The 12,565-nt window shown below is 62.5% G+C and carries 12 protein-coding genes; 10 read left to right on the top strand and 2 right to left on the bottom strand.

Going from position 1 to position 12,565, the window contains the following annotated elements:
• The first annotated feature begins 29 nt into the window (after window positions 1-29).
• The 7 genes from ACIPOO_RS02030 (at window position 30) to ACIPOO_RS02000 (ending at window position 4,770) form a co-directional block, all read left to right on the top strand.
• Complete coding sequence (locus ACIPOO_RS02030; protein ID WP_274132217.1) at window positions 30-704, top strand: MotA/TolQ/ExbB proton channel family protein; 675 nt, start codon at window positions 30-32, stop codon at window positions 702-704.
• Window positions 701-1,132 (top strand): ExbD/TolR family protein, encoded by a 432-nt coding sequence (locus ACIPOO_RS02025; RefSeq protein WP_400604061.1) that lies wholly within the window; start codon window positions 701-703, stop codon window positions 1,130-1,132. The genes ACIPOO_RS02030 and ACIPOO_RS02025 overlap by 4 nt, the downstream gene beginning before the upstream one ends.
• The gene (gene lpxK / locus ACIPOO_RS02020; protein ID WP_400604059.1) at window positions 1,132-2,127 is read left to right on the top strand and encodes a tetraacyldisaccharide 4'-kinase; all 996 of its coding nucleotides are present in this window, start codon (window positions 1,132-1,134) and stop codon (window positions 2,125-2,127) included. The genes ACIPOO_RS02025 and lpxK overlap by 1 nt, the downstream gene beginning before the upstream one ends.
• A 17-nt stretch (window positions 2,128-2,144) precedes the next feature.
• Window positions 2,145-2,330 carry a Trm112 family protein gene (locus ACIPOO_RS02015; RefSeq protein ID WP_274132214.1) on the top strand — a complete coding sequence of 62 codons (186 nt, stop codon included), beginning with the start codon at window positions 2,145-2,147 and terminating at the stop codon, window positions 2,328-2,330.
• Window positions 2,327-3,091 carry a 3-deoxy-manno-octulosonate cytidylyltransferase gene (kdsB, locus tag ACIPOO_RS02010; RefSeq protein WP_274132212.1) on the top strand — a complete coding sequence of 255 codons (765 nt, stop codon included), beginning with the start codon at window positions 2,327-2,329 and terminating at the stop codon, window positions 3,089-3,091. The genes ACIPOO_RS02015 and kdsB overlap by 4 nt, the downstream gene beginning before the upstream one ends.
• A complete protein-coding gene (gene murB, locus ACIPOO_RS02005) occupies window positions 3,088-4,107 on the top strand; it encodes a UDP-N-acetylmuramate dehydrogenase (RefSeq protein ID WP_400604056.1) in 1,020 nt (339 codons plus the stop codon). Before kdsB ends, murB begins: the two co-directional genes overlap by 4 nt.
• 63 nt (window positions 4,108-4,170) lie before the next feature.
• Window positions 4,171-4,770, top strand: a complete 600-nt coding sequence (locus ACIPOO_RS02000; protein WP_400604054.1) for an NTP transferase domain-containing protein — start codon at window positions 4,171-4,173, stop codon at window positions 4,768-4,770.
• A 415-nt stretch (window positions 4,771-5,185) separates the two neighbouring features.
• Here the strand turns inward: ACIPOO_RS02000 and rne are convergent, their stop codons facing one another.
• Window positions 5,186-8,413 carry a ribonuclease E gene (rne, locus tag ACIPOO_RS01995; protein WP_400604052.1) on the bottom strand — a complete coding sequence of 1,076 codons (3,228 nt, stop codon included), beginning with the start codon at window positions 8,411-8,413 and terminating at the stop codon, window positions 5,186-5,188.
• A gap of 715 nt (window positions 8,414-9,128) precedes the next feature.
• Here rne and rluC point away from each other — a divergent pair.
• The 3 genes from rluC to sppA are packed head-to-tail and all read left to right on the top strand — an operon-like array spanning window position 9,129 to window position 11,758.
• On the top strand, window positions 9,129-10,088 hold the full coding sequence (gene rluC / locus ACIPOO_RS01990) for a 23S rRNA pseudouridine(955/2504/2580) synthase RluC (RefSeq protein WP_274132206.1): 960 nt from the start codon (window positions 9,129-9,131) through the stop codon (window positions 10,086-10,088).
• Window positions 10,078-10,740 carry an HAD-IA family hydrolase gene (locus ACIPOO_RS01985; RefSeq protein WP_400604049.1) on the top strand — a complete coding sequence of 221 codons (663 nt, stop codon included), beginning with the start codon at window positions 10,078-10,080 and terminating at the stop codon, window positions 10,738-10,740. The genes rluC and ACIPOO_RS01985 overlap by 11 nt, the downstream gene beginning before the upstream one ends.
• 25 nt (window positions 10,741-10,765) lie before the next feature.
• Window positions 10,766-11,758, top strand: coding sequence for a signal peptide peptidase SppA (gene sppA / locus ACIPOO_RS01980; RefSeq protein ID WP_274132203.1), 993 nt, complete (start codon window positions 10,766-10,768; stop codon window positions 11,756-11,758).
• A gap of 177 nt (window positions 11,759-11,935) precedes the next feature.
• On the opposite strand, the gene ACIPOO_RS01975 is transcribed toward sppA, so the two are convergent.
• A complete protein-coding gene (locus ACIPOO_RS01975; protein WP_400604047.1) occupies window positions 11,936-12,514 on the bottom strand; it encodes a Maf family protein in 579 nt (192 codons plus the stop codon).
• Window positions 12,515-12,565 lie beyond the last annotated feature (51 nt).

The raw sequence follows: 12,565 nt of genomic DNA, 5'->3' as shown, positions 1-12,565 counted from the left end.
CCGCCACTTTTTTTCAGGGGGTGGTCGCTGTGTGGGAGCTGGTCAAATCTGGTGGCTGGATGATGCTACCGATCATTTTGAGTTCCATCGCCGCCGTCGGGATCATCATCGAGCGCCTGTGGACCCTGCGCGCCAGCCGCATTACGCCACCGCATCTGCTCGGTCAGGTGTGGCGCTGGATCCAGGACAAGCAACTGAGCAGCGACAAGCTCAAGGAGCTGCGCGCCGACTCGCCGCTGGGTGAAATCCTGGCGGCAGGCCTGGCCAACTCCCGGCATGGTCGCGAGATCATGAAAGAGTGCATCGAGGAAGCCGCCGCCCGGGTCATTCATGATCTGGAACGCTATTTGGCAACCCTGGGCACCATCGCCGCGATGGCGCCGCTGCTGGGGCTGCTGGGCACCGTGCTCGGCATGATCGACATCTTCAGTTCGTTCACCGCCACCGGCATGACCGGCAACGCAGGCATGCTCGCCGGCGGTATCGCCAAGGCGCTGATCTGCACCGCGTCGGGCCTGACCGTGGCGATTCCGGCGATCTTCTTCCATCGTTACCTGCAAAACCGGGTCGATGAGCTGGTCGTCGGCATGGAGCAGGAAGCCATCAAGCTGGTGGAAGTGGTGCAGGGCGACCGTGACGTCGACCTGACCGACGCCCAGCCAGACCTCAAGGCCGCAGCCCGTGGCGAGGGTCGCAAGAAGTGAAATTCCGCCGTCGCAAACCCCGGGAGACCATCGACATCAACCTGGTGTCGCTGATCGACGTGGTGTTCATCCTGCTGCTGTTCTTCGTGGTCACCACCACCTTCACCCGTGAGACACAGTTGCGCGTGGATCTGCCCCAGGCCGTGACCGGGGCCTCGGCCGACGATGTCGACAAGAAGCACGTCGATATAACCATCAATGCCGATGGCGTCTATTCGGTGAACAACACCCTGCTGGCCGACAGCAAGCTGGACACGCTGATCGATGCCCTGCAGAAGGAATCCGGGGGCGACACCAGCCTGCCGCTTTCAATCAGCGCCGACGGCAAGACCCCGCACCAGGCGGTCATCACCGCCATGGACGCTGCCGGGAAAATGGGCTTCGCCCATCTGCGCATGACCACTGTCGAGGCCGCCTCGGGTAACTGATGGCACTGACCGACCGCTTGCTCGATGCCTGGTACAACGGCCATCCGGCCCTGGCCTTGCTGCGTCCGCTGGAATGCCTGTATCGCCGGGTGGTCAACGGCAAGCGTGCGCGGTTCGTCGCGGGGCAGGGCGACATCTACAAGGCGCCGGTACCGGTAATCGTGGTGGGCAATATCACGGTGGGCGGCACGGGCAAGACGCCGCTGATCCTGTGGATGATCGATTACTGCCGCCGTCGCGGGTTGCGGGTGGGCGTGGTCAGCCGTGGCTACGGTGCCAGGCCGCCGAGCCTGCCATGGCGGGTATTGGCGCAGCACAGCGCCGATCAGGTCGGGGACGAGCCGCTGCTGATCGTCAAGCGCACCGGCGTGCCCCTGATGATCGACCCGGATCGCGCACAAGCGGTCCGTGGCCTGCTGGCACAGGAGCCGCTGGACCTGATCCTCACCGACGACGGCCTGCAGCATTATCGCCTGGCCCGGGACCTTGAACTGGTGTTGATCGACGCCGCCCGTGGCCTGGGCAATCGCCGCTGCCTGCCTGCTGGTCCCTTGCGTGAGCCGGTGGAGCGCCTGCAGAGCGTCGATACGCTGCTGTACAACGGCGCCAGCGAGGACCGCGACGATGGCTACGCCTTCAAGCTGCAGCCGTCGGCACTGGTCAACCTGCTGACCGGCGAGCGCCAGCCTGTGGACTATTTCCCGGCCGGCCAGGCGCTGCACGCGGTGGCCGGTATCGGTAACCCCCAGCGTTTCTTCAACACCCTCGAAGGGCTACACTGGCGGCCTGTTCCCCATGCATTCGCCGATCATGCCGTTTTCAGCCCGCAGGCGCTGGCGTTCACGCCGGACCTGCCGTTGGTCATGACCGAAAAAGACGCCGTGAAGTGTTCATCCTTCGCGGCGGCCAACTGGTGGTACCTAGCGGTAGAGGCCGTGCCCTCCGCAGCGTTCGTCAGTTGGTTCGATTCCCAGTTAAACCGCCTTCTTCCATGACTCGTTCAGGATCTCCTATGGACACCAAATTGCTCGACATCCTCGCCTGCCCGGTCTGCAAGGGTCCGCTCAAGCTCAGCGCCGACAAGACCGAGCTCATCAGCAAGGGCGCAGGCCTTGCGTTCCCGATCCGCGACGGCATTCCAGTCATGCTGGAAAGCGAAGCCCGCACCCTGACCACCGACGAGCGCCTGGACAAATGACCGCAGCGTTTACCGTTGTCATCCCGGCGCGTTACGGCTCCAGCCGTTTCCCCGGCAAGCCGCTGAAAACCATCGCTGGCAAGCCGATGATCCAGCACGTCTGGGAACAGGCGCGCAAGAGCAGCGCCCAGCGCGTGGTGGTAGCCACCGACGATCAGCGCATCGTCGAGGCCTGCCAGGCATTCGGCGCCGAGGTCCTGATGACCCGCGACGACCACAACTCCGGCACCGACCGCCTGGCTGAAGTGGCTTCGCTGCTGGGGCTGGCCAACGATGCCATCGTGGTCAACGTTCAGGGCGACGAGCCTATGATCCCGCCTGCAGTGATCGACCAGGTCGCTGATAACCTGGCGGCGCACACCGAGGCGCGCATGTCGACCCTGGCCGAGCCTATCGATGACGTGGCCGCGCTGTTCAATCCCAACGTGGTCAAGGTCAGTTCCGACCTCAACGGCCTGGCCCTGACCTTCAGCCGCGCGCCGCTGCCATGGGCGCGTGATGCCCTGGCCAAGAGCCGCGACGAATTGCCTGAAGGCGTGCCGTACCGTCGTCACATCGGCATCTATGCCTACCGCGCCGGTTTCCTGCATGACTTCGTCAGCTGGGGCCCGTGCTGGCTGGAAAACACCGAGAACCTGGAGCAGTTGCGTGCCTTGTGGCACGGCGTGCGTATCCACGTTGCCGACGCGCTGGAAGCACCGCCCGCCGGTGTGGACACTGCCGAGGATCTGGAACGCGTGCGCCGTCTGCTGGAGGTTTGATGTTTCACGTGCAATCGGATGTTTCTCTCAAGCCGTTCAACACCTTTGGCGTTGAGGTCAAGGCGCGCTGGTTCGTCGAAGCTCACAACGACAGCGACGTGCGTGATGCGCTGGCCTGGGCCTCTGAAAAGAACATCGAAGTGCTGGTGGTCGGCGGCGGCAGCAACCTGCTGCTGACCGGCGACATCGATGCGCTGGTGCTGCGCATGGCCAGTCGCGGGATTCGCATCACCCACGAAGACTGTGGAGGGGCGATTGTCGAGGCCGAGGCAGGCGAACCCTGGCATCCCTTCGTGCAGGATATGCTGGCGCGCGGATTGTCGGGGCTTGAAAACCTCAGCCTGATTCCCGGCACGGTCGGCGCTGCACCGATGCAGAACATCGGCGCTTATGGCGTCGAGATCAAGGATGTTTTCCACAGCCTGGTCGCGCTGGACCGTCAGACTGGCGAGTTGCGCGAGTTTGCGTTGCAGGATTGCGCCTTTGGCTATCGCGACAGCGTGTTCAAGCATCAGGTGGGGCGCTGGCTGATTCTGCGGGTGCGGTTCAAGCTGAGCTTTGCTGCGACGCTGCATCTGGATTACGGCCCAGTGCGCCAGCGTCTGCAGGAGCAGGGCATCGAGCAGCCGACGCCGATCCACGTCAGCCGTGCGATCTGCGCAATTCGCAGCGAGAAGTTGCCGGATCCCGCCGTGCTGGGCAATGCCGGCAGTTTCTTCAAGAATCCTGTGGTTCCTGCTGAACTGGCGGGGCGCATCAAGCAGGAACATCCGGGGCTGGTGGCTTATCCACAGGCCGGCGGGCAAGTGAAGCTTGCTGCTGGCTGGCTCATCGAGCAAGCCGGCTGGAAGGGCTTTCGCGAGGGGGATGCCGGTGTTCACGCCTTGCAGTCGCTGGTACTGGTGAACTACGGCGCTGCCACCGGGCTTGAGTTATTGAAGCTGGCGCAGCGCATCCAGGCCGATATTCTTGAGCGCTTTGGTGTTTCGCTGGAAATGGAGCCTAACCTCTACTGAGGTTGGGCGTTCAGGCCCGGCTTTTGCTTTTACGACCTCATCGGCCATCCATGAGTAAACGCCATGAACCAGACCCTGTGCGCCATCGTCCTTGCCGCCGGGCAGGGCAGCCGCTATCGGCAGGTGGCCGGCGAGCATCGCAACAAGCTCCTTGCGCAATGCACGGGGCGTGATGGCGTCGAGCGCTGCGTCCTGGAGCATGTGCTGTTCAATCTGAGCGCAACGGTCGACAAGATCGTGTTGCTGACCCGTCCCGATTATTCCTGTGTGGCAGAGATCGGCCTGCGCCATGGCTGTGAGGTGGTGGTGCTGGATTCGTCAGGCATGGGCGACAGCATCGCTGCTGCGGTAGCGGCGCAGCCGAACCATCGCGGTTGGCTCATCGCCCTGGGCGACATGCCATTCATTCATCCGGATACCCTCGAAAAGGTGGCTGCCTCTCTGGAACCGGGGGCGATCAGTGTGCCTGTCCATGATGGGCGGTACGGGCACCCCGTGGGGTTTGGTCGAGAGTTCGGGCCTGCATTGACGGGGCTAGCCGGGGAGAAGGGCGCCAGACGCCTGTTCGAGGCCGCCAGGGTAATCGAGCTTGAGGTGAATGACCCAGGTGCGCTGTGGGATGTGGACGTGCCTTCGGCGCTGGTGTTCAGAGAAAAGCCTTGACGCACACTTCGTAGGAGCGCGCTTGCCCGCGCTTGGCCGTGCAGGCGATGAAGATGTGTGGATGTGCCCGCGACAGGGCCGTTTCCGGCGATGCAGATGTATCGGATGTACCGACGTGATCGCGGGCAAGCGCGCTCCTACAGGTTGGTGGTGTTCTTTCGTCTGTGTAGGAGCGCGCTTGCCCGCGACGGGGCCGTGCCAGGCGATGAATATGTGTCGGGTGTACCCCCGCCATCGCGGGCAAGCGCGCTCCTACAGTGTGGTGGTGTTCTTTCGTCTGGTGCAGATCCTGTAGGAGTGAGCTTGCTCGCGATTGGGCGGGTCAGACGATGGCGGATTGGCGGATGTGCCACCAAATCCCGGGCATAAAAAAGCCCCAGCTGCTTGCGCAGTTGGGGCTTTTTTTACCTGGAGATTACACGAGCGGTTTGTGCTCTTTGTTTTCTTCCAGTTCTTCACCGTTTTCAGTCACGACTTCCCGCGCTGGCTCGAAAGCTGGCGTAGGTGCTGCGGCTGCAGCGGCCTCCGCTTCTTTCTGCAGGCGTTCTGCTTCCAGGCGGCGACGGCGAACTTCACGAGGATCGTTCGGTGCGCGACCCGAGCTTGCCATCGGCAGCGCAGGCTTTTCCTCGACCGAAGCTGGAGCCGGCTCGACCGCAGCAGGGGCTGCGACGATTTCCGGTGCGGCCAGTTCAACCGGTGCAGGTGCCGGAGCCACAGGCTCGGCGACCACTGGCTGTTCTACCACTGGCTTCTCGACAACTGGCTGTTCAACCGCAGGCTGTTCAACAACGGTCTCGGCGGCTTTCGGCGCTTCGACAGGTGCCGCAACAGGGGCCTCGACGACCGGAGCCGGTGCCGGAGCAACAGGCGCTGGAGCGACAGCTTCAACCGCTGGCGCTTCAACATCAGCTGGGGCTTCAACCTGTTCGGCTTCAGCGGCGGCTTTCACCTGGCGCTCGAACGGGCTGAGGCTGGCGTCGAACTGTGCCACTGCAACTTCCGGCAGGATCGAGCGCTTGGCCGGTGCTGCTGGAGCCTCGACAACTTCCTGCTGAACCACTTCGGTTTCAACGACAGTCGCTTCGACAGCGGCAGTCGCACGCTCGGCCTGACGATTCGCATCGGCTTCGGCTGGGGCGCTGATCACGCTTTCTGCAACGGCGGCGGTCACGGCCAGGCCTGCGGCGATTTCCGCGCCGGTGCCTTCGCTGCGTACGGTTGCGTTCGCGGCGGACGGTTCCTGTTCGCCTTCGTTGCCTTCGCCGTTCTCGATCACGTCACCGTTGGCGTCACGCTGACGCTCACGGCGGTTGCTGCGACGACGCTGGCCACGGGAGCGACGACGAGGACGATCGCCTTCGGCGGCTTCCTGGTTGTCATCCTGCAGCTCTTCGCTGTTCGGCAATGCTTCGTCTTCGGCTGCTGCAGCGACCTGTTCGGCGCGTGGCTGGCGTTCTTCACGCGGTGGACGTGGCTGACGCTCTTCACGCGGGGCACGCTCAGGGCGTTCTTCACGTTGCAGGTTGACAGCTGGAGCGGCGTCCAGCGGTTCGCGCAGTTCACGCACGCGCTCTTCACGCGGCTTGCGCTCACGTGGTGCACGCTCTTCACGTGGGGCACGCGGTGCGCGTTCTTCACGCGGTGCGCTGTCTTCGCGGGCTTCACGTGGCTCGCGAGGAGCACGTTCTTCACGCGGGGCACGTTCCTCGCGCGGTGCACGCTCTTCACGAGGTGCACGCTCTTCGCGTGGGGCGCGTTCTTCACGCTCGGCACGCGGCGCACGTTCTTCACGCGGCTTGCGCTCTTCATCGCGGCGGCCGTTACGGCTGCGGCTCTGCTGGCGACCGTTGCGGCGCTCTTCGTTACGTGCAGGACGCTCGGCAGCCGGTTTCTCGACCACGGCAGCCGGTGCGACAGGCTCTTCCTTGGTGGCGAACAGGCTCACCAGGGATTTCACCAGGCCCTTGAACAGGCTTGGCTCGTGAGCGACCGGAGCAGGGGCCACCGGTGCTGCGACTTCGGTCGGGACCGGAGCGTTGGCACGGGCAGGTGCGGTCTTGACCGCAGCTTCCTGGCGAACCAGGGTGCGGGTGGCTGCGGTCGGCTGGACTTCTTCCACTTCGGCGGCAGCGGCTGCGATCTCGTAGCTCGATTGCAGGCTGTGGGCTTCAGGGCTGTCGTCACGCAGGCGCTGCACTTCGAAGTGCGGCGTTTCCAGGTGATCGTTCGGCAGGATGACGATGCGCGCACGGGTACGCAGTTCGATCTTGGTGATCGAGTTGCGTTTCTCGTTGAGCAGGAACGCGGCGACCGGGATCGGCACCTGGGCGCGGACTTCGGCAGTGCGGTCCTTCAGGGCTTCTTCTTCGATCAGGCGCAGGATCGCCAGCGACAGCGACTCGACGTCACGGATGATGCCGGTGCCGTTGCAACGCGGGCAGACGATGCCGCTGCTTTCGCCCAAGGATGGACGCAGGCGCTGACGGGACATTTCCAGCAGGCCGAAGCGCGAGATGCGGCCAACCTGAACGCGGGCGCGGTCGGCTTCCAGGCTTTCGCGGACTTTCTCTTCCACGGCGCGCTGGTTCTTGGCCGGGGTCATGTCGATGAAGTCGATGACGATCAGGCCGCCGATGTCGCGCAGACGCAGTTGACGGGCGATTTCCTCAGCCGCTTCAAGGTTGGTCTGCAGGGCGGTTTCTTCGATGTCGCTGCCTTTGGTGGCGCGCGCCGAGTTGATGTCGATGGACACCAGAGCTTCGGTCGGATCGATGACGATGGAGCCACCGGAAGGCAGTTCGACGACGCGCTGGAAGGCGGTTTCGATCTGGCTTTCGATCTGGAAGCGGTTGAACAGCGGAACGCTGTCTTCGTACAGCTTGATCTTGCTGGCGTACTGCGGCATCACCTGGCGGATGAAGGTCAGGGCTTCTTCCTGGGCTTCGACGCTGTCGATCAGGACTTCACCGATGTCCTGGCGCAGGTAGTCGCGGATGGCGCGGATGATGACGTTGCTTTCCTGGTAGATCAGGAACGGCGCGGCGCGATCCTGGGACGCTTCCTTGATGGCGGTCCACAGTTGCAGCAGGTAATCGAGGTCCCACTGCATTTCTTCGCTGCTGCGGCCAAGGCCGGCAGTGCGCACGATCAGGCCCATGTCGGCCGGGGCGATCAGGCCGTTCAGCGCTTCACGCAGTTCGTTGCGCTCTTCGCCTTCGATGCGACGCGAGATGCCGCCGGCACGCGGGTTGTTGGGCATCAGCACCAGGTAACGACCGGCCAGGCTGATGAAGGTGGTCAGGGCGGCGCCCTTGTTGCCACGTTCTTCTTTCTCGACCTGAACGATGACTTCCTGGCCTTCGCTCAGGACGTCCTTGATGTTGACGCGGCCTTCAACGGACTTCTTGAAGTATTCGCGGGAGATTTCCTTCAGCGGCAGGAAGCCGTGACGCTCGGAGCCGAAGTCGACGAAAGCCGCTTCCAGGCTCGGCTCGATGCGCGTGATCCGGCCTTTGTAGATGTTGGCCTTCTTCTGTTCGCGGGCCCCGGATTCGATGTCCAGGTCGTATAGGCGCTGGCCGTCTACCAGCGCAACACGCAACTCTTCGGGTTGAGTTGCGTTAATCAGCATTCTTTTCATGTAGTACCGTCGGTTTCCGGGCTGCCGGAAACGGCGTTCGGCACACACGACTTCTCACGGTCGGTGTCAGGGCACGTCAGGAGTGCTTGAACACTCCAGTGTCTAACGATGTTCGGCCAGCGGGGCCGGAGTCGCGACGACGTTTCCTGCTTGCTGTGGTGACAAATGACACCCTGTCAGCAAAAGCTTTGTCAGGAGGAGGAATCAACCATCGGTAGCGGACGGGGTTAAGCGTCTTGATAAAGCCTTGTGCTACACAGTCCGACGGTTGTGCGTCTCCACCCCACACGTATCCCTGATAATTCGGGTGCTGCCGCGCGCTGAATCCGCAGCGGGTTTGCATTTACGCGAGCTTCGATGGGAAGTTCGCGCCTCATGGCTCAAATTAAGGCGTGGTTTGCGAAACGTTCGCCCGGATCGATCACCAGCGACTGCACTTTGTGAACTGCCCTGGAACGTGGGCCTCGATGGCGAGTGATTGACTCTGCGATCGGACTTGGTTCAGGCCTCATGTCACCTGCGCCTGTTACGCCTGCTGACCTTCCGTTGTCACCGAAAGTCCCGTGGGACGGCCTCGCGCCCCTGTGAATTGCGTTGGTCAGGGCCGGCTGTTTTGCCGTTGGTCCGCTGTCCAGGCCGCTTTTGGCGGCGTTCGCGACTATAGCAGCAATCATTAAGTGCTTCAAATCCATAAAAAATTGTTATGATTTGCGGCATGACGAATTCTACTCCTCCAACCCCCGGCGTTCAGCTGGTAGAGGTTGCCCCGGAACTTGCCGGTCAACGCATCGATAATTTTCTGATCACGTACCTCAAGGGCGTTCCCAAGACCTTGATTTACCGCATATTGCGCAAGGGCGAAGTGCGAGTGAACAAGGGGCGGATCAAGCCGGAGTACAAGCTTCAGGCGGGCGATATCGTGCGCGTTCCACCCGTTCGAGTGCCTGAGCGCGACGAACCGGTGCCTGTCGCCCAGGCTTTGCTGCAGCGCCTGGAAGCGGCCATCATCCACGAAGACAAGGGCCTGATTGTCCTCAACAAGCCCGCTGGCATCGCGGTTCATGGCGGCAGCGGCCTGAGTTTCGGCGTGATCGAAGCCTTTCGTCAGTTGCGTCCCGACGCCAAGGAGCTGGAACTGGTCCATCGCCTTGACCGGGACACCTCGGGCCTGCTGATGATCGCCAAAAAGCGCAGCATGCTGCGTCATCTGCACGAGCAGTTGCGCGGTGACGGCGTCGACAAGCGCTACATGGCGCTGGTGCGCGGCAACTGGCCGACCTCTCAGAAGCAGGTCCGCGCGCCGTTGCTCAAGAGCAACCTGCGTTCGGGCGAGCGCATGGTCGAGGTCAACGACGAGGGCAAGGAGGCGCTGACCCTGTTCAAGGTGCTGCGCCGCTTCGGCGATTTCGCGACCATGGTCGAAGCGCGGCCGATCACCGGGCGCACCCACCAGATTCGCGTGCACGCCCTGCATGCCGGGCACAGCATTGCCGGGGACAGCAAGTACGGCGACGAAGATTTCACCAAGGAAATTCGAGATCTGGGCGGCAAGCGTCTGTTCCTGCATGCTTACGCTCTGACCGTGCCGCTGCCCGATGGCAGCAAGCTCGAATTGACAGCCCCTGTCGATGACATGTGGGCCAGTACCGTGGAGCGATTGCTGAGTGCGCCGTGATTACGATCTGCTGATTTTCGACTGGGACGGCACGCTGTCCGATTCCATTGGCCGGATTGTCGTCGCCATGCGCGAAGCCGCCGGGCTTGCCGGGCGGCCGGTGCGTGATGATTTCGCCATCAAGGGCATCATCGGCCTCGGCTTGCCGGAGGCGATCCGCACCCTCTACCCGGATATCACCACCAACGACCTGATCGATTTTCGCCAGCACTACGCCGATTGCTACATGGCGATGGATGTCGAGCCGTCGAAGCTGTTCGACGGTGTGCTTGAATCCCTGGAAGCGTTCCGCGCCGAGGGCTATCGCATGGCCGTCGCGACCGGCAAGGCCCGCCGCGGACTGGACCGGGTGCTCAAGGCCCATGGCTGGCTGGATTATTTCGATGCCACCCGCGCGGCGGATGAAACTGCCAGCAAGCCCGACCCTCTGATGCTCAATGAAATCATGGCGCATTGCGCGGTGCCCCCTGAGCGCTCGCTGATGGTGGGCGATGCGTCGTTCGACCTGATGATGGCGCGCAATGCGGGCATGGATTCGGTCGCGGTCGGTTACGGCGCCCAGGCGCTGGACTCCCTGCGCCAGTACGAGCCGCGTCTGGCCATCGAACATTTTTCCGAATTGCGCACCTGGTTGGGTGCGCGGACTGCCTAATCTCTGTTGTCGGGGTAATTGATCTATGTCGGACGAATGGAAATCACCGTCTTCGCAAGAACGCGACGATACCGGTGACGCAAAAAGCTGGAAGCTTTTGGAGAAGACCCTGCTGGCGGGCGTGCAGGAGCAGCGCCGCTCCCGTCGCTGGGGGATTTTCTTCAAATCCCTGACCTTTGTTTATCTGTTTGTTGCGCTGGCGATCTTTTCGCCGCTGATGGACCTGGGCAAGGGTGCGTCACGCAAGACCAGCCACACTGCGCTGATCGAAGTGAAAGGCATGATCGCCGACACCGAGCCTGCGAGTGCGGACAACATCGTCGGCAGCCTGCGCGCGGCCTTCGATGACGAGAAAACCAAGGGCGTGATCCTGCGCATCAACAGCCCGGGCGGCAGTCCGGTGCAGTCGGGTTACATCTACGATGAAATCCGCCGTCTGCGCGCCAAGAAGCCGGAGATCAAGGTCTATGCGGTGATCACCGACCTGGGTGCATCCGGTGCGTACTACATCGCCAGCGCCGCCGACCAGATTTATGCCGACAAGGCCAGTCTGGTGGGCTCCATCGGCGTGACTGCTGCCAGTTTCGGTTTCGTCGGGACCATGGACAAGCTCGGCGTGGATCGTCGCGTCTACACCTCGGGCGAGCACAAGGCGTTTCTTGACCCGTTCCAGCCGCAGAAGCCTGATGAGACGGCATTCTGGCAGGGCGTGCTGGATACCACTCATAAGCAGTTCATTGCCAGCGTGAAGGCTGGGCGTGGTGATCGGCTGAAGGACAAGGACCACCCTGAACTGTTCTCGGGCCTGGTCTGGACTGGTGAGCAGGCAGTCGGCCTGGGGTTGGTGGACGGGTTGGGCAGTGCCAGTTATGTGGCGCGCGACGTGATCGGCGAGAAAGAGATGGTCGATTACACCGTGCAGGAATCGCCGTTTGATCGTTTCTCCAAGAAGCTGGGTTCCAGCGTGGCGGAGAAGATTGCGATGTGGGCAGGTTTCAACGGGCCATCGCTGCGTTGATCGATGCGTTATAAAAAGAACCCGGCCATTGGTCGGGTTTTTTTGTGTGTCCGAGAATGTCCCCGCCGGCAAGCCGTGCTGCTACGGGGGAGGGAGAAAGCGCATTTTCGGATTTGACGCTTAATCGTCGTAGCAGTCCGGCTTGCCGGCGGGAGCGGTCTTGAGGGTATCGCTGGGTCAGGGGATTTTGACGCCCTCGGCGAGCAACATATCCACCAGCCTTATTAAAGGCAGGCCGATCAGGCTGGTGGCGTCTGAGCCCTCGGTGCTGCGGAACAGGCTCACTCCCAGGCCCTCGGCCTTGAAGCTCCCTGCACAGTCATACGGCTGCTCGGCTTTGAGGTACCGCGCGATGCGGTCGGTGTCCAGCTCGCGCATGTGCACGGTAAGCGCCACGCAATCGACCTGGCACTGCCCGGTCTGGCTGTTATACAGCGCAAGCCCGGTCAAAAAGCTCACGCTCTTGCCGCTGCTCGCGCTCAATTGCTCCAGTGCGCGTTCGAAGGTGTGAGGCTTGCCGAGGATCTGCTCGCCCAACACAGCCACCTGGTCGGAGCCAATGATAAGATGGCCCGCAAATCGCTCTGCCAACGCCTGCGCTTTCTCGCAAGCCAGGCGCTTGACCAGTTCGATGGCAGGCTCGCCCGGACGATGGCTTTCGTCGATGTCAGGCGATGCGCAGACGAACGGTAGGCGCAGGCGTTCGAGCAATTCCCGGCGATAGGGCGAGCTTGAGGCAAGGAGCAGAGGCAGCATGGGGTTCTCCGAAACATGAAAGTCGAGTGTAATCAGCAGGTCAGGTTGCGA

Source organism: Pseudomonas sp. NPDC090201 (genome assembly GCF_044746825.1).
In the GTDB taxonomy this organism is placed as follows: Bacteria; Pseudomonadota; Gammaproteobacteria; order Pseudomonadales; family Pseudomonadaceae; genus Aquipseudomonas; species Aquipseudomonas putida_AD.
This window is presented reverse-complemented; position numbering and strand designations above follow the sequence as displayed.

Excerpts from the sequence above, each read along its gene's own strand:
- lpxK (WP_400604059.1), top strand. The coding sequence starts at position 1,132 with ATGGCACTGACCGACCGCTTGCTCGATGCCTGGTACAACGGCCATCCG.
- ACIPOO_RS02015 (WP_274132214.1), top strand. The coding sequence starts at position 2,145 with ATGGACACCAAATTGCTCGACATCCTCGCCTGCCCGGTCTGCAAGGGT.
- kdsB (WP_274132212.1), top strand. The coding sequence starts at position 2,327 with ATGACCGCAGCGTTTACCGTTGTCATCCCGGCGCGTTACGGCTCCAGC.
- ACIPOO_RS02000 (WP_400604054.1), top strand. The coding sequence starts at position 4,171 with ATGAACCAGACCCTGTGCGCCATCGTCCTTGCCGCCGGGCAGGGCAGC.
- rne (WP_400604052.1), bottom strand. The coding sequence starts at position 8,413 with ATGAAAAGAATGCTGATTAACGCAACTCAACCCGAAGAGTTGCGTGTT.
- rluC (WP_274132206.1), top strand. The coding sequence starts at position 9,129 with ATGACGAATTCTACTCCTCCAACCCCCGGCGTTCAGCTGGTAGAGGTT.
- sppA (WP_274132203.1), top strand. The coding sequence starts at position 10,766 with ATGTCGGACGAATGGAAATCACCGTCTTCGCAAGAACGCGACGATACC.
- ACIPOO_RS01975 (WP_400604047.1), bottom strand. The coding sequence starts at position 12,514 with ATGCTGCCTCTGCTCCTTGCCTCAAGCTCGCCCTATCGCCGGGAATTG.